The 17,811-nt window shown below is 56.6% G+C and carries 13 protein-coding genes; 5 read left to right on the forward strand and 8 right to left on the reverse strand.

The features are described from left to right. Window positions 1-117: 117 nt before the first annotated feature. From QCE79_RS23725 to tssB, 8 genes are all read right to left on the reverse strand, one after another. Window positions 118-1,131, reverse strand: coding sequence for a hypothetical protein (locus QCE79_RS23725; RefSeq protein WP_309848217.1), 1,014 nt, complete (start codon window positions 1,129-1,131; stop codon window positions 118-120). Then, window positions 1,125-1,481 (reverse strand): hypothetical protein, encoded by a 357-nt coding sequence (locus tag QCE79_RS23730; protein WP_309848218.1) that lies wholly within the window; start codon window positions 1,479-1,481, stop codon window positions 1,125-1,127. The genes QCE79_RS23725 and QCE79_RS23730 overlap by 7 nt, the downstream gene beginning before the upstream one ends. A 255-nt stretch (window positions 1,482-1,736) precedes the next feature. Beyond that, window positions 1,737-2,288, reverse strand: coding sequence for a hypothetical protein (locus QCE79_RS23735; protein ID WP_309848219.1), 552 nt, complete (start codon window positions 2,286-2,288; stop codon window positions 1,737-1,739). A gap of 407 nt (window positions 2,289-2,695) precedes the next feature. Beyond that, window positions 2,696-4,348 carry a hypothetical protein gene (locus QCE79_RS23740; protein WP_309848220.1) on the reverse strand — a complete coding sequence of 551 codons (1,653 nt, stop codon included), beginning with the start codon at window positions 4,346-4,348 and terminating at the stop codon, window positions 2,696-2,698. A gap of 9 nt (window positions 4,349-4,357) precedes the next feature. Next, window positions 4,358-5,386, reverse strand: a complete 1,029-nt coding sequence (locus tag QCE79_RS23745) for a hypothetical protein (RefSeq protein WP_309848221.1) — start codon at window positions 5,384-5,386, stop codon at window positions 4,358-4,360. Window positions 5,387-5,583: 197 nt separating this feature from the next. Next, entirely contained in the window at window positions 5,584-7,926 is a 2,343-nt protein-coding gene (locus tag QCE79_RS23750; RefSeq protein ID WP_250468793.1) for a type VI secretion system Vgr family protein, read from the reverse strand. 109 nt (window positions 7,927-8,035) lie between these two features. Beyond that, a complete protein-coding gene (gene tssC, locus QCE79_RS23755; protein WP_250468795.1) occupies window positions 8,036-9,589 on the reverse strand; it encodes a type VI secretion system contractile sheath large subunit in 1,554 nt (517 codons plus the stop codon). A gap of 46 nt (window positions 9,590-9,635) precedes the next feature. Continuing rightward, window positions 9,636-10,148 (reverse strand): type VI secretion system contractile sheath small subunit, encoded by a 513-nt coding sequence (gene tssB / locus QCE79_RS23760; protein WP_250468804.1) that lies wholly within the window; start codon window positions 10,146-10,148, stop codon window positions 9,636-9,638. A gap of 527 nt (window positions 10,149-10,675) precedes the next feature. On the opposite strand from tssB, the gene tssK reads away from it, so the two are divergent. From tssK to tssH, 5 genes are all read left to right on the forward strand, one after another. Next, window positions 10,676-12,028: a type VI secretion system baseplate subunit TssK gene (gene tssK / locus QCE79_RS23765; RefSeq protein ID WP_250468806.1), complete on the forward strand. Its 1,353-nt coding sequence runs from the start codon at window positions 10,676-10,678 to the stop codon at window positions 12,026-12,028. Continuing rightward, on the forward strand, window positions 12,025-12,753 hold the full coding sequence (locus QCE79_RS23770) for a DotU family type IV/VI secretion system protein (RefSeq protein WP_250468808.1): 729 nt from the start codon (window positions 12,025-12,027) through the stop codon (window positions 12,751-12,753). Before tssK ends, QCE79_RS23770 begins: the two co-directional genes overlap by 4 nt. 5 nt (window positions 12,754-12,758) lie before the next feature. Beyond that, entirely contained in the window at window positions 12,759-14,432 is a 1,674-nt protein-coding gene (locus tag QCE79_RS23775; protein ID WP_309848273.1) for an OmpA family protein, read from the forward strand. A gap of 93 nt (window positions 14,433-14,525) precedes the next feature. After that, window positions 14,526-15,011, forward strand: a complete 486-nt coding sequence (locus QCE79_RS23780; protein WP_244829927.1) for an Hcp family type VI secretion system effector — start codon at window positions 14,526-14,528, stop codon at window positions 15,009-15,011. A 119-nt stretch (window positions 15,012-15,130) separates the two neighbouring features. Further along, complete coding sequence (tssH, locus tag QCE79_RS23785) at window positions 15,131-17,806, forward strand: type VI secretion system ATPase TssH (protein ID WP_309848222.1); 2,676 nt, start codon at window positions 15,131-15,133, stop codon at window positions 17,804-17,806. Window positions 17,807-17,811: the final 5 nt, after the last annotated feature.

The following is a 17,811-nucleotide window of genomic DNA, read 5'->3' on the forward strand; positions in this document are numbered from 1 at the left end:
ACAATTCAAGCCCGAAGGCAATGCACGAACTTTTTTATAACGCAATAATATTACACGCCATCCTACGGCTACCATCGTTGTAAGATCAAAATCCTAATAGAATGACCATTCTTTAGGTTAATCCACAGTAAGAGGCGATTTTGGAGGTACGGAAATCCACTCGCCGATCAATTTTGGCTTCAAGGCTTTTAGGATGAACAAGCCGGTCACATTCGCGCCTTTGTCTGTTTCAAGCAGATAGGTTTTATGTCCTGAATTCGACCCATTCAGCCTCATCGCAGCGGATGCGTTCGAATACGTATAAGCCCCCTCTAAACACAGATCTTCGACCGAAATCGAATAACTAAATCTATATTTACCCCCGATGAGCGAGTGCCCTTTTTGCGGCTCGCCTTTTGATTTGGACCTAGCCAGGCAAGAGAGTCTGCCACGAAAGACGATGGCATTGGCCTCAGCGTTCGCAACTAGAGCAAATCGATCACCCGGTCCCGGAATAAAATCGAACCCCACGAGGGATATTAATGATTTGCCCTCGACATCGGTTATGTGAATTGATCGACTGCCTGATTCGGGATCGTTGCGGCTACATAGAAAAATGCTATGGTGCGCAAATTTGAGGCTTTTAGCCTGCGTACACCCATTAGTTCGAGTAACTTGGCTCGTCGAATCGTCGACGAATGAAAGCAGTCCAACGTCGTTCACAGTTTCATCTACGACGAACTTTTCCAAAGGAGTCTTCTTGCAGAGGGTCCCCACTAGTCTAGTTTGATCTACTGCGTCGTAGACGCTTTTAAACGCACAATCTGTGTATAAGGCGCCGCCACTCACGTCGATTGGCACTATCACGTGATACTTTCTCCGCGAGCCTTCAGAATTAATCTCTAACGCTACGCCTCCACCGACAAGGTGCACCAAATTGGAATCCAGGGTATGCTGGCTTTCCAGAAGATTTTCGTAACGCCTTAGCGGCATTTCACCGTTGTACAACTGAACAACATTTCTTTCGCCTTCTCGCTCGATTTTAAGCTGCAAGGTGTTACTTGCCTTTTGGTCGGATAAGTCAAAAATTTGCGCCGATATTAGCGGAGAATAAAAATTAGCAAACAAAAACAGGCACAAAAGTTTTAACATTTCGACAGTTCCAGAATTGACTTTAAGCGAATGGCAAGTCCTGCGATCGTTTCGGCTTGATCTAAGCCATTGATAATCTTCCGTGCGTTCACGAAGTCCACGTGTTCGTCGTTGATATAGTTTGACAGTTTCTTTCCAGTGAAAAGCCCAGTGTCCATTCCATACACTGTCGCCCAGGCTGCGACCTCGGGCTCTAGCATTCGATCGGGATCGTTAACTAAATCAATGCCAAGTGACTGACCTGTGGCGCTGTAATTATTCGCCCAGGTCACTTGAACATAACCGACGGCGCAGAGCCAGAACCGGACCGTCTCTGTCTTATGGCTTTTTCGCCAAAAAGAAGGCGCCACGGTTGCGTCAATATACAGTGCGAGCACCTACAGGACGAGCGGCGCTCTGGGTGCAAGGGGAACCGCCGCTTTCGGGGGTGCCTAAGCGCTTGCCTGCTGGGACCACGTCACTTTCGCCGTTCGGGTTGGTTTTAATCTTCCAATTACTGTCCTTTTGCAATTTGGAGGATTGGAATTGCGTTACGAGTTCCAAAAAATTAAGAGAAAATTATAAACGCGAATTTACCATCCTAAAGAAGACTTCCCTTCAAATTGTCATTCGTCGAGAGTTGACTTAAGTATCCATTTTTTTATTTTCTTGCCATTAGCCTGTGTGTATTCTGTCTTAACCCATCCGTCTTTGCTAACCCCGAGCACTTTTACCCTGTCGCCCGGAACTAGATATGCGGTTGTTCTTGCTAATGCGTCAGGAGAATCATACAGCCAAGATTTGATCCGGACCCTGGTATCAAGAGCTAACTCACTTTCTCTTTCATTCGATACTTTAGCAAGCTTATTTTCAATGTATCTTGCATCAGACGCTGCACCCTCGCGTCTGAGTGCCGCGGCTATCTGCCTGTAAGTGTGTCGATTAGTATTACTGGGGGAGTCACACGAGATTAAATTCTCGATACCCAATGCATCGACCACGCGATCGCGCAATGTTCCTGATTTTGGCGATTTTCGAAAATCGGTCCATAGTTGATTAGCAAGATCTTCCTGCCCCTGCAACATCTCGCCCGAACGGTCGCGCCCCTGCTCAATCCAAGCGTCTTTTTGCTGCGACCAGGCTCCCGAGCAGATAGCTCCAGTTTCGAAGCTAATCATGCATCCGGAAGACGTGTCTACGACGGGGCAATATTGATTTCCCACTATACGTGGCTCCTTGCCTGCACTTTCGAGCATTCCCTGTCTAACTAGTGGGAGCACCAAATAACGCCCGCTAAAAGATGAGCTTCGCCCGCTTACGCCATTGAAGACAACGCCGCCATTGATGCTTAATGATTCGTCTGGAAGGAACCGCAGCCAGTCGCCTGTTTTCAGTTTGAGCCGAGCGCGCGCCCACCCTGATCCAAAACGTAGCTCATTAGTACCGGATAGATGATCGCTAAATTGCAACACTTGACCACCTGGCAATTGGGCGGTGACGTCTGCGCTAACATTTGCGAAACTACGCGTCACAAATAATGCGCATGAAACGAACAATAAGGCCAAGAAAGAGTGAGTACTTAATCTCATTGGGACAGCGCTCCACTTAATGATGCGTAACGAGTATTGTTGTCATTCATTCGCCTTCGTGCGGCGTAAGCCGCAGTCAACGCTGCCTCGTGTGCCGTATGCTGCACACCCCACTTCGCGGGATCGTTCGCAACCGATGGATTAGCATGAAAGAAGTCCGTGAGAGCCCTTCCAAAATCGTCGGCAACATTGCCAGGCCGATTCACATGTTGGTCTAAGGCTAACGCCCGCCCTAGATCGTTTCGACAAAAGTCTCCAATTGTAGAAGTGAACCCCGTAGGAATTATAGAAATTACTAACCTAAGTCGGCGCACGAAATCCTTTACTTGTTTCTCCTGGAATTCGTTATCAATCACTGCGTTTACGATGGATGCTAACGGCTTATTAGATACGACATGACCAAAGGCTTTCGCGTTACAGCCAGTCCTAACGAGGCTATAAAGTTCACGTCCGGTAATAGGCGTGCCGCCGGTTAAAGATTCATCACTATAAAACATAGTGGCAATGGGCGATTTAGATCCAGTATCTTCAACGCTCCAACCGCAATCGGCGAATAAGCGTTTATAAGCGGCCCCGTTTTCTTGTTTAAATTCGGCAACTTGAATTGGAAATTCCCCAGCCCCCCGGATATTTACGGTTTTTTGACAAGCTCCGGCGGTGAAGATCTCGCTATCGTACGCTTGAACCGAATCCATCTTCCCTTCGTTTTTAGACATAGCCACTAAAATTCTGTGTTCGCTTTGCGTCATCTGCCCATTCGAAAGAAGGCACCGCATCGCGGGCGATGCTTCTAAGCTTACTCCCCCCCAATAGACGGGTCCGTAGTGCACGGTCTGACCAGACCACCGCGAAACTTTGAATTTGTCGACATAACAGCAGCCACATGAACAACCGTTTGACGCTTCAAAATTCGCCACCAACCCAATCGGATTGATATGAAACACATCTGACCCAGGAAAGCCTGACACTTTTGCCTTCACCTCATCCCACCAAACGAGCTTCTCAATTCGCTTCTGTTCTTCGTCATACTGCGGTGTCCGTCCCGCGACCCTTTCGATCTCCGCATAGAGCTGCTTCCACTTATCCGGATTAGCCCACTCACTCTCGTGCTTCACAATCAACCGTGAGGCCCGCTGCATCAACCACGGATAGTGCCCCGACTCCCCCGCATAAGACACGCACATATCGTCCGCAGCGCCACTCCCATCTCCCTGTGGAAACAACACACGGTAGATGGTCCTCATCATTGGACTCAGCTTAGTCAGGGATTTCGCGTCTGGCACGTTCGCATGACCGGCATAATCCACCCAAGCTTGCGTAGTCGCAAACATTGAGTGCGCGGGGTCGTGCGCATCGTCGATGCAAGAAAAGTCCACCCACGTCTGAGCAAATTCACGCGTCACCCTACCGCCCGCGAACGCCTCCTCCCGCACCCATCCTTCTATGGCTTGCCCCCGTGGATCCGCACTTCCGACACGCCACCAGTTCACCTTGCGTCCGGTGCGATCAGCGTTCTGTTCAACATGCTGCTTATTTCTGTCACGTGCGAGTTCCCCGAGCGACCAACGCTGCACAACTCCGGTCATGGGCGCGCTCGCACCTTCGCGCTCGGCATCGTGGAATAGCTTAGTTTGGGTGTCGATACGCAAGATGGTCGGTTATGCAGACAAGCCCAGCGGAGTCCAGTCGTCCTTATGCGCGCCATGCGCTCCGATCCACGTTCGGGACTGGTCGATGAACGTCTGCACGCTGTCGTCGCAAAACGCCTCGATGTGTGCCATGCGCGTGGCCGACGAACCTGCGTTCAGCGAGTCGTAACGTCCCAGATGTCCAATCAAGTCACCAGCCTTGATGGGAATACCTTGAGCACTCGAGTCGCCCGCGCTATCCAAGGTCGACGCAGTAACCACGACGCGATCGAAGGTGTCGTCGGGCATGAACGCTTGTACCAGCGGACCGCCGTTTTCGTTGCCAAGAAAAATCCATCCGCCCACGGCTGTTGACGGCGGAACCCCACCCGCTTGCGGTGCATACAACTGCGCGCCATGTACGTCGGTGATCTTTCCCCAGCCGTGCTGTTGTTCTCCGATACTGACGCATGCGCCCTGCGGAAGTATGGCCATAGCATGACCTCCTCGTTGGCCTCCTCGCGGCGTCGCGCGTACCGTCAAACCCTGCTGACCCGGGTCAGCAGCCGACCCAGTTCTACTGACCTCAGGTTTATCCCGAGCGTGCTCGGTCACCTTGAATTGCGTAGACCAGTACGACGGTTTGCTTTTCCCCACATCCCGTTCGTAGTCGTCGTAAGCCTGAAGGTGCATGTACACGCTATAGAACGTGAAAGTCTTTCCCTTTGGGAACTCCATCGTATGCCGCACCAAGGCAAACCCGGTGCTGTATAAGGCCTGAGAGGCCGGCTGATTGCTGGAAGCCGGAACCTGGCTGACCGGATAAGCGCGATTGACGCGGTAGGCGATGACATGGCCATCCGCGATGCATCGAACCCCTTGGTTGAGATCCAGCTGCGTACCCGCGCCCGCATCCGTGATGTGTATCCCGCCATGCCACATTCCGCTCTTGCTTACGAGATAGCTCCCTGAAGGTTCCTTATTGGCGAGCATTTGATAGATCTCGTGCTCGTCGGTGAACTTTGCCGCCGCGTCTGCAGGGCGTTGTCCCTTCTTCAAAAAAGGGAACCCAAACGATATTTGTTTGACCTTGGTATCAGGCGGCGCGGAGCGTGGAGCGCTCGGCGCTCTTGCAGCAGGAGCGTTCGCCGGAGCGCTTGAGGCGGCGCGAGGTGCAGAAGCAGGTGCGGACGCAGGCGCAGGCGCAGGCGCAGAGGCCGGTTGTGCCGCTCTTGATGAATTTGCCATATCGATGCTTACTCAGAAAAGCCGAAAGAGATCGGGTTCTTAACGTCTTGCACAGGCGTGCCAGACCACGCCGGAAAAGTGAAGCTTCCCCCGTCAGCGTCGCCAACGAGAAGATTCCCTTTCAACTCGATCTCGCCAGAGGGACTGCCCAATGTGATCTTTCCACCAGACAGCTTGATATAAGCACCGGAGCCATCACCAATGGTCACGCCTCTCTTTCCGGTGATTGTCACATCGGCATCCGACGAACTGATTAACATTCCTTTCAACGCGAGCAATTCCATCGCGTCACCCTGTGCCTGAATCTGCACCTTGCCGCTCGCAGCGAAGAAGCGAATGCCAAGTTTTGCCGCAAAAAGCGAGATTGCCTCTCCAGCCGATGCTGTGATCCGCTTCAACGCGCCAAAGTCGATCCCTTCGCCCGATGTCACAAACATTTGTTTGCGCGATGCGACCTGCAATTGCTGTCCGCTGGCAATGCCAAGCCCGTCCGGCGCGGTCGCAACGAGCACTGGTTTCCCTAGCTTCGTGAGCTTCTCTTCGACGAGCGTGCGCTGCTGATCGACTTCGGCGAGCCACGCCTTAGCCGCTGCGGCCGAATCGTTGAGCGAGCGCAAGAGAGTCTTCGCTTGGTCCAGAGTAGTGTCAGCATCCTGCATGGCTAGCTGCTGACCCGTCGCATTGGGCTGAGCCTCTGCGGACAACAAGACGCCCTTCCCGCCTCTTATGGCCACATGCTCATCCGTGCGCACCTCCGCACCTTTACCTCGCTCCTTGCGATCCTGATCGACCATATGCCCCAGATTCAGCTCGGAAGTCTGAAGCGGCGTGGTCAAGTGGATATGTTCGAGGCCCTCGCGATCCTCCATGCGCATTTCATTGTTCGCTGCCGTGCGAATCAAGTTGCGCGTGTGATTGAGGTTATTGACTAAGTCAGGATGCAGGCTGTCGTGCATCGCGCCAATGATGACCGGCCGATTCGGATCGCCAGCAGTGAAATCCAGCGCTATTTCTGTCCCGTCGATCAACGGAAAGTGATGACCGTAATCTCCACCGCTATATGGCTTGGCCATGCGCACCGGCCTGCTCGCTCCGCCTGGACTCCATGCATCCAAGTCGAACGGCATCTTGACGACGTACTCGCCCTTCTCTGTCAGATACGCATATTTATATTTTCCCGGGGAATCGACTCGGGCTGGAAGAATGCCCTCGATCTTCGGTCGCTTGACGGAGTCGACACTCGTTCGCCAAACTCGATCCGACGGAATCGCCGTGAAGGCATTCCAGTACGACGCACCGCGACCACCGCCACAACGCACCGACGTAATGAACAAACCGTGTTGCGCATCTTGGGGATTTACGTCGAGCCGCATTACCTCGCCTACTTCGAGAGAAAACGGATTTCCCCTCCCTCGATAGCTGACCTGCGTGGCAAGATGCGCCTCGTGTCGCAGTTTCGCAATCTGCTGCCCCTCATCCAGCGTCTCGTAATGCTCGCCCCAACGACTATCCACCGCGTTCGTCGTCTCGTCACCGCGCGCGGCGTTCTCCTGAATCAGCAGATTCACATCCGCCTGACGATGGTTGTAATCGTTAAGCTGCACCGCTTCCGGAACTCGCTGCGTGATGAGCCTGAGCGTGCGGATGGATTCGGAACCCGCGCTCTCCAGCCCCGCATGCGTCCGATATGGAACGACGCGCTGCTTGCGCGCATAGGCGTCCAGATCGTCGCCGAAGATGATGACCGACCTATCCCGTTTTTGTTCAAAACGGAACCACATTCCGGCTTCCGCACAGAGGCGCTGAATGAACGCAAAAGTTGTCTCGTAATACTGCGTGATGTATTCGTGACGCTTGTACGTACTGCGTAGCCTGAAAAAATCGAAGTCGACACCCAGACGGTAGCCATAATGGCGAAGGGTATCCGTTATGATTTCCACGACGGACTGCTTCTGAAAGAGCCGACTCTTAAGCCCGCGAGCAAGGTCTGAAATCTTCGGTTCAAGTACGACGCGATAGCGCGTTTCATCCGCCGATGTGCCAAGCTGTTCAAAGCGCGTGATAATGCCGTGCGTCGTATAGGCCGGCGCCATGGTGCTGAATTCCTTCGCACGGTCGCCGAACATTCGCTGAAGGCGCGCCATATCCGGATCGATCGGTTCGATCGAGAATCGGGCAGGTCGCCCCACGACTTGATTCATCCGTATTTCGGCCGAAGGACTCGTGAATTCAATCTGGCAGCGGTATAGATCGCTGATAGCGCTTTGAGCGCTAAATTTAAGGACGGAAATCGGCGCAGGGTGCGGCGCTATCGTCAACACGTACGCCTGAGACGGCAAGACCATCGACATTCTTAAACCTCTACGGAACGAACGCCACGTCGTTAAACGACGCCGAGGCAATTAAAATCAAAACCGCCTCGGCAATTCACGCTAAAAACTACCGCGTAAGCACGTCAAATCAACTCTTCGCCTTAGGCATCTGCGAAACCAGCGACAACCCAATATCCATGCCCTCCACCTGGAAGTGCGGCACGATAAAGAGCTTGATGCGGAAGAAGCCGGGATTGTCTTCGATATCCTCGACCATCACCTTCGCCTCGCGCAACGGATGCGACGCTTGCAACTCGTCGCCGGGGTCCTTCATTTCGGTGACGAGACTCTTGATCCAGTTGTTCAGCTCGAGCTCAAGAAGACGACGATCCTTGGTCGTACCGATGTTTTCGCGCTGAATCAGCTTCAGATAATGCGCAATCCGCGAGAGCAGGAAGATGTATGGCAAGCGCGAGTTAATGCGACTATTCGCGGTGGCTTCCTTTGTTTCGTAAAGCGCCGGCTTCTGTGCCGAGTTAGCCGAGAAGAAGCACGCAAAGTCGTGGTTCTTATAGAACGACAAGGGAATGAACCCGAGGTTGGCGAATTCGAATTCGCGCGTTTCGGGAATCAGCACTTCGGTCGGGATCTTCGGCTGCACACCGGTGCCAAGGTCATACAGATGAACCGGCAGATCTTCCACCTTTCCGCCCGCTTGCGGACCACGAATCTGCACACACCAACCGTTGTTCACGAAGCTACGCGTCATGTTCGCCGCAAACGCAAACGACGCATTCACCCACAGATAACGGTCATGGTCAGGACCCTTGACCTGCTCTTCATAGTTGAATGCGCGGACGGGCGTGGTGTCCTTGCCGTACGGCAAACGGCCAAGCACGCGCGGCATGACCAGACCCACATAGCGCGAGTCATCGGTGTCGCGGAAGCTCTTCCATTTGACGTATTCAGCGCGATCAAAGAAGTTTCCGATGTCCTGGATAGCCGCGACTTCTTCCATCGACTTCTTGCCGAAGAACTGCGCGCCAACCGAGCCGATGAAAGGCATATGAGCCGCTGCCGCGACCTTCGAGATATTGCGCAGAAGCGCAACGTCCACCGGCGAGTTGGCGAATTCGAAGTCGCTGACCATCGCGCTGATAGGCTGGCCACCCGGCGTGTCGTATTCTTCGATGTACGTCAGTCGATACAGGCCGCTCTGGATCAGCTCCGGCGCGTCCTCGAAGTCGCGGCTAAGCGCGTCCTTCGACACGTCCAGCACCTCGATACGGGCATTCTTCCGAAAGTCCGTTCGGCTCACGAGCATCTTCAGACCGCGCCAGCGGCCTTCGAGCGCCTGAAACTCGGGGTTGTGCATCACTGCGTCGAGTTGCTTGCTGATCTGACGGTCGAGCTGACCGATAAAGAAATCTAGCAGCGACTTGTCCAGGCGATCCACCGGCTTGCTGCTTTGCGCCACGAGTTCGAGGAACGCGCCCATGCCGCGTGCGAGACGTTCGTCGGCAGACGCTTCCGACAATGTGTCGTTGTCACGAAACGCTTCCAGCGGCCGAGCCTGCGCAACCGGCGTAAGATTGATCTTGTCGCAAAGCGATGCATAGACGCTGTCGCCATGCGCGTCACGAGGTGCGTCAAGCACGACGGTCTCTGCCGCGGCGCTCTGGCGTGCGGGATTCTTGCTCATTTTCTTGTCCTGTCTACGGTGCTTTTCGAGAGATGTCGAGGGCGCGTTAAGCGTTGCCTTCGGGCTGCGTGGCAGCCGTGGCGATTTGCGATAGCTCGCCGCGCAGCTTGTCCGACATTTCCTTGTTCTTCAGAATCTTTTCGAACTCGCGGCGGAAGGTGCTGTTGTCCAACAAATTCGACTTCAGATCGCGCAGCAAATTGCGCACGGCCAGAAGTGCCTGAAGTTCCGGAATCTGACGCGCCACCTGTTCCGGCTCGAAGTCCTTCATCGAACGGAACGACAGGTTCACCGGCAACTCAGAGCCGTCGTTCGCGAGCGTATTGTCCGCACCGAACTTTAGGTCTGGCGCGTAATCAGCAAGCACCGCGTCGAAGTTGTCCTTGTCGATGTTGACTTTCTTTCGTTCGGCGAGCGGCGCTTGCTCTCGTCCCGCGCTGAAATCGCCTGCAACGAGTAGCTTCAGCGGCAACTCAATTTTCTTTTGCGCGCCGCCGGTATGCAGGTCGAGGGTGATCGAAACCCGGCTCTTCGGGATTTCGCGCTGGAAGCTGTCCATAAATAGTCCTTATTGATTAGCCATAAGCGCCACTCGATCTGCGAACACGCAGGAACCTCTCGAAGAAGATTCGTTGCGACAACGAACCGCACTACTTGAAGGCGCGACTCTCGAGCACGCTCATGGATCTGTTCACTTGATTGTGATTCTCATTGGGGCACTATTAGAACAGGTTCCACATCAACTGCCAATGATCGTACGGCGTGACTAATAGTTAGGCAACGAAGCTTTATGCAAGGCCTTAATCTTTGTCCCTTCAAAGACTTAGTACTACTCGTGTAAATCGACGGAAGTGAGATTCGTCGGTCCCTCAACTCAAATGCAACACCATTTGACAATTTCCACGTCGCGCACTGGACGCGCTTCATATCTCGAAATAAATGTTTCGCGTCTCCGGCGAAACGGTACACAGAATGTCCTCGTTAGCAGATATGATTCGTCGCTTCGTTTTAGTTATCAGCTATACGAACTAAGTGGTGAGAGATAGAATTCTCAACTGATGGCAACAATAGCTAGAGAAGAAAGACATGCGGATCGAAAAACCGCTTTGGCATGAAGGCCTGATCCTCACGCAACAGCATTTTCAGCAACAGGACCGTTGGAACGAGTTCGCCTTGAGGCAAGTCGCGACGGCCGCGCTGGCTCAACCATGGGGCACCCTGGCCGTCGAGGTAGATGAAGACGCGCTCGCGTCCGGGCGATTCAAACTGACTCGACTCAAGTTGCGTTTTCCGGATGGCACTCCCATCGACACGACGCTTGCTCAGGCGCTGCCTCCGGCGCGCGATCTGCTCGAAGGCGTCGGTGCTAATCGGCAAAGCGTTACTGTGCTGGCCGCGCTCGCGCTTCCCGATGCAAACGGCAGCAACTGCCGCATGGATGAGACAGCGTTGACTCGTCCGCGCCGCTCCTATCGTGAGTTCGTGAAAGTCGTCGATCTCAATGGCTCGGATGAAGCGGAGATCGCGGCCGAACGCCATGCCCTTAGGCTGCTGTTCGACTTCGAACCACACGCCGACGACACGGTATGCGCCATCGCACGCCTGTCGCGTTCAACCAGCGGACAGTTTCAGCTAGTCTCGCAATACGTGCCACCGTGTCTGACGTTGGGCGCTCATGCTCTGCACATGGAGCGCATCAATCGCCTGACCGACATTCTGCTGGCAAAAAGTCTCGCGCTCGGTGCGCGTCGTAGTGAGCGGGTCGATCAGGTGACGGAATACGGCGTGGCCGACGTACAGCTGTTCTGGCTGCTGCATTGCATACATGCAGCGTGGCCGAAGCTGCGCTTTCTTGCATCGAATCCAAATCAGCCTCCTGAGCGGCTGTACGCGATCATCGCCGAACTAGCGAGCGCGCTGATGACGTTTTCGACCGGATCTCAGCTTACCGACATCCCTCTCTACGATCACGCACGCGCCGATGAAGTCTTCACGGAGCTGGAAGCGTTGATTCGCCAATTGCTCGATGCAATCATCCCGTCGCGCGTGGTGTCGATCGGGCTGTCTCGTGACAATGCGACGACATGGTCAGGCAAGATTATGGACGAACGTATCGCATCGGATGCAGCGGACTGGTATCTGTCCGTTAACTCATCACTCCCGGCGTTCGAGCTCGTCGAACGCATCCCGCGCTTGTGCAAGATCGGCGCGCCCGACGATGTCGAACACATCGTCAATTCCGCGCTTGCGGGCATCGCACTCAAGCCTGTGCAACGGGTGCCGTCGGCTATTCCGGTCCGCCTCGACAATCACTATTTCGCGCTGGACGCCGCGAGCCCCGCGCACGCCCGATTGCTGGCTGCCCGCGCGTGCCAGATCTACTTGCCCTCATCCGTGCCAGATGCGGCGCTTGAACTCTACGCGGTGCTACGCGCATGACGACGCTTACTTTTTCGCCGGCGCGCGGCGACACGTTGCTTCGGTCGACGAAGCCGACCATCGAGCCGGCTGCGGGTCTGACAGGCTTGCTACGCGCGTCAGCTCTTCTCGTTACCACACTATCGGCCGGTGGCAAAGCCAGTGACTTCGAACTGCTCCGCCACCGTTGCAAGGAACTTGTCGAAGCGTTTGAGACGGCGCTTACGCAGCATGGGTATTCGCACGACGTAGGCGACGACGCAATCGTCGCGCTTTGCGCACTGCTTGACGAAACCGCCTTGCGTCATCTCGATCCTGTGAATAAGAACAAGTGGATCGCGGAACCCATTCAAGTCGAGCGTCTGCAGCACCATAACGCTGGCGAATACGTATTCGAGCGAATGGCAATTCGCATGCGCGAAGCGGCGCCGAGTGTCGACTTGCTCGAATGCTATGCAGCAATCCTCGGTCTTGGCTTTCGGGGTCGTTATGCGTTAGAGGACGAGACAAAACGCAACGCGCTCATTACTAGCCTCAATGCGCAAATTGAGCAGTTACGCCCGTCTCAACAGCCTGTGTTTCTGATCGAACATGGCGGACGCCGCCTCGGTAGCTGGTTTCAGCGCCTGTCGCCTTGGGGTATCGCCGGATTGTGCGCCGTAGTTGCGCTGGCTGTCTGGTTTGCGTGGCACGTGGCGCTCGATGCTCAACTGGTTAGCACGATTCCGTCGGGCATCAAGCGGTGAATTCAATGCAACGGCTGGGGTATCCCTTTCGCACAGTAGTCGGTATCGCCGCAGCGCTGATGCTCGCCGTGCTTTGGCTCGTCATGCCGGTGACGACGACGCTCGCCTGGTCATTGACTGCCGTCGTCGTGCTGGCGGCATTACTCGCCATCGGTTTGAGCACGCATCAACAGACACGAGCGCGTCAGGCCAGTGAACACGTTTTGACGGCGCTCGGCTCCGCCACGGCGGAGGTACCACTCAGGCTTCGCACGCGCATGCCGCTCGTCCTGGTGACGGGTGACGCCCTGCCATCGATCTTCAATCATGAGAGCAGCAGGGAACGTCTTGTTCATGTCGGAGAGGGAGCCATCTGGGTACGTGCGGATCGTATCCAGGATCTGCCGCGCCTCGCGCTCGCCATGCGGCAATGGCGCGACGGTCACGCACCTGACGGCATCGTGCTGAGCGTGGCGCCTGCGCTGCATGCCGACGCTGACGCGCTGTCACAGTCGCTGCGGATCGTCCGTCAGGCAGTCGCCGATGCCTCTCGCATGATCGGTGCACCGTTGCCCGGCTATGTCGCCGTGTATCAACGGCTGGTCAGAAACGCGCCGACCGATGCGCTCGACGCCGCGCAGTGGCACGGGATCTCAAGCGGAACGCCGCTCACCGACATGAAGCGCTTCGATGCGGTAATCGAGAGTTCCGAAACGGATGCACGCCGGCACGCAACAGACCCATATGCTGCCGCAAGCGTTGCCGGACTGGCTTCGATTATCGGATGGACCCAGCGCGTGATATTCGACACACTAGCCGATTCCCGTCAGCCGGCAGCCCCGTGGGCGCTTCACGGCGCCGGGTGGATCGACTGCGGTCCTGCAAGCAATGCCGATAAACCGTGGGAGCGCGACGTCCAGATGCAGACGCGCGTTATACCGGCGGTCGTCGCGGGCTCGCCTGCGCCGTGGCCTCTGCCACAGCCGTTGATCGCGGCTATGTCGCAGCGCGTGAGAGCGTCGCCGCGGCACGTAGCACTCGCGCATGTCGGCGCAATGTGCGCGCTCGCGCTGGCCGTCGCATTTTGGGGCGCAGGCCGGAACAACGCCGCGTTGCTGACACGTATCGGCGGACATATGGAGCGCTATGCGGGCATCGCGCCCGAGCACGATGCCGGTCGCCGCGACGCGCTGCACGCGCTTATCGCCGATCGCGACGAACTCGATCGTTACGGGCGTTCGGGTGTCCCATTGCGGCTGTCGCTCGGCGAATATCACGGTGCGCCGCTCATGCCTTCGCTCAATACCGCGATCGCCGCATATCAGCCACCTGAACCGCCGCCTGCGGTCGTGACACTCGACAGTATGTCGTTGTTCGATAGCGGCAAGGCAATGCTTAAGCCTGGTTCGAATCGGGCATTGGTCGACGCCGTCGAGATGATCAAGGCGCATCCGGACAAGCGTGTTCTGGTCGCGGGACACACGGATAACGCAGGCAATCCGCGTAGCAACCTGACACTTTCCATGGCGCGTGCAGCGGCGTTACGTGACTGGTTAATCGACGCGTCGGGTATCTCCGCCACGCAGTTCGCTACGCAAGGATACGGCGACACGCGCCCGATTGCCGATAACAACACGCCAGAAGGGCGTGCGAAGAATCGACGCATGGAAATTACGCTTGTGCCTGATACGAACAAGTAGATTTTAGAATCCCCGGGGCTACGGCCTTGGGATCTTGAGGCCCGGGAGAACGCTCTCCCGAGCACGTTTTGTTGTACTAAGAAGGAGCAGTAAATGGCAATTCCCGCATACATGTGGCTCAAGGATGACGGTGGCGCCGACATCAAGGGTTCCGTTACCGTGCAAGATCGTGAAGGCAGCGTCGAAGTCGTCGCTTTCGATCACGGCATCCACATCCCGACCGATGGCAACACCGGCAAGCTGACCGGCACGCGCGTGCACGCGCCGATCACCTTCACGAAGGAAACGGACGCGTCGACGCCTTATCTGTACAAGGCTGTGACGAGCGGTCAGACGCTGAAGTCGGTCGAGATGAAGTGGTACAAGATCGACGACGCGGGCAAGGAGAAGGAATACTTCAACACCAAGCTCGAGAACGTCAAGGTCGTCGCTGTGCGACCGAAGATGCACGACATCAAGGTTCCCGACTACGAAAAGCACAACCACCTCGAACAGGTGGAACTGCGCTACGAGAAAATCACGTGGGCGTACAAGGACGGCAACATCATTCACGCTGACACGTGGAACGAGCGCTCGTAATTCAGGCGCTTGAGTTGCAAACGGATCTGATCCGCTGATCGGGTCCGTCGCCGGTCCATATCGAATGGGCCGGCGATTTTTCATATTTCGCCTCCTTCGGTTCTCTTCGCTTTCCCGTTATGACATCCCGAGATTCCACGCAATTGCTTCGCCGGCTCAACCCGCACTGCTCACGTACGCTTGAAGCGGCCGCGAGCCTTTGCCAAACGCGTCTATCCGACGAAATCACGGTCGAGCACTGGCTTTTGAAGCTGATCGAGGCCGATGACGGGGACATTCCGGCGATCCTCAAACACTACGATATCGATATCGATGCGGTGTGGAACGCACTGCTCGCGGCCATCGATCGGCTGCCACGCAATCTGCGGGGCATGCCTTCGATTTCAATTCAGCTCGCGAGCGTGCTGCAAGACGCGTGGACCTTGGCGTCACGCGAGGATATCGACGGCAAGATTCGCTCGGCGCACTTGCTGCGGGCGATCATCGACGCGCCGCACGTGCTGCGTACGAAAGACGCTTGGCCGCTGCTGTCGCTGTCCAGCATGCAGATCGAGCGGTTGCTGCCGCGTCTTGGCCGTTTGTCGTGCGAAAACCGCGTCGAGGAACCGGAAGCGGAAGACGAGGCGCGCGAACAGGCAGCGTCGGCATCCGAAGAAAATACGTCATCTGCTACACCCGCGCCGCCACGCTCGACCGAAGGCGAAGCCCTTGCGCGCTTTGCTATCGATCTGACAGAAAAGGCCCGCCGTGGCGACATCGACCCCGTGTTCGGACGGGATCGCGAGATTCAACAAATGATCGACGTGCTCGTGCGCCGTCGCAAGAACAACCCGATCCTCGTCGGCGATCCGGGCGTAGGCAAGACCGCGATCGTCGAAGGGCTGGCCCTTCGTGTCATCGACGGCAGCTTGCCCGCAATCCTGCGCCACGTACGCATTCTCACGCTCGACCTCGGCCTGCTGCAGGCGGGCGCTGGCGTGAAGGGCGAATTCGAGCAGCGTCTGAAGAACGTGATCGACGAAGTGCGCGCATCGAGCACGCCGGTTCTACTGTTCATCGACGAAGCGCATACATTGATCGGCGCGGGCAATTCAGCAGGCGGATCGGACGCCGCGAACCTGCTCAAGCCGGCGCTCGCGCGTGGCGAACTGCGCACGATTGCAGCAACGACCTGGGCCGAATACAAGGAGTATTTCGAACGCGATGCAGCGCTCGAAAGGCGCTTCCAGCTCGTCAAGGTCGAAGAACCCGGCGACGATGCCGCATGTCTCATGTTGCGCGGCCTTGCCACGCGTTACGCACGGCATCACCACGTGCATATTCGCGACGAGGCACTCGTCGCCGCCGTCAAGCTGTCGCGCCGTTACATTCCGTCGCGGCAGTTGCCGGACAAGGCCGTCGATCTCATCGACACCGCAGCCGCACGAGTTCGCATGGGACTCGATTCGCCGCCAGCCGAACTGCAACGCGCGCGAGCGGCAGTGGCTGCGCTGGAACTCGAGTGCGCGACGCTCGATGCCGACGAGCGCGCCGGTGTTGCCGACGTGGCGGCCCGTCGCGCGGCACTCGATGTATCGATCATGCACGCGAAGCAAGAAGCGAGTGACCTGCAAGCGCGTTATGAACGAGAACTGACGCTCGTGCAGAGTCTGCTGGAACAGCGGGGCGACGGCAGCACTAAGCCGCATGCCGATGTCTTGTCGCAAGCCCGCCACGCGCTCGCCGACGCGCAAGGCAAGACTCCGCTCATCTTCGCCGATGTCGACGCCCAAGCCATTGCCCGCGTCGTCGCGGAGTGGACAGGTGTGCCGGTGGGCAGTCTGGTCGAAGACGAGCTTCTGAGCCTGCTCGCGCTGGAGGAGCGCATGGCCGCACGCGTGGTTGCGCAAAACGACGCGCTCGGCACACTTGCGCAAAGCCTGCGCACGGCGAAGGCGGGACTCAAGAGCGAGCACGCGCCGCTCGGCGTGTTCCTGCTGACAGGACCTTCGGGTGTCGGCAAGACCGAAACCGCGCTCGCGCTTGCCGATGTCCTCTTTGGCGGCGAGGCCGCCCTTACGACGATCAATATGTCGGAGTATCAGGAGGCGCACACGGTCTCGCAGCTGAAGGGTTCGCCACCAGGTTACGTCGGTTACGGACGCGGCGGTATTCTCACCGAAGCGGTGCGGCAACGCCCTTATAGCGTCGTATTGCTCGATGAAGTGGAGAAGGCGCATCGCGACGTGCTCGATATCTTCTATCAGGTGTTCGACCGCGGCACCATGCGCGATGGCGAAGGTCGCGAAATCGACTTCCGCAACTGCGTGATTTTGATGACGTCGAATCTTGGCAGCGCGCAGATCGACGAAGTGACGACGGACAATCCGGACATTGCCCAGGCGGCGCTCCTCGATGCGATCCACGAGCCGCTCGTCAAGCATTTTCAACCTGCGTTGCTCGCGCGCTTCCAGACGCTCGTCTACCGGCCATTGGCCGCCGACGCTCTGGCGCAGATTGTTCGGCTGAAACTCGGCAAGATTTCGGACCGCTTGCAAAAGCAGCATGACGTCAATCTCGTTTGCGACGACACGCTCATCGCCTCGCTCGCAGAACTGTGCCTCGCCCGCGAATCCGGCGCGCGCAATGTCGACACGTTCCTCGATCAGCGCATCCTGCCGACCGTTTCGCGCGAACTTCTGACACGCATGGCCACCGGCACCACGCCGGCCGAGGTTCGCCTTGCAAGTTCCGAAGGAGGCAATCTGACGATCGAATTCGTCGATCGCGGCGAAGTTGCCGCTGCACACGGCTGAGCGCT

The organism is Caballeronia sp. LZ003 (assembly GCF_031451465.1).
Lineage (GTDB): Bacteria > Pseudomonadota > Gammaproteobacteria > Burkholderiales > Burkholderiaceae > Caballeronia.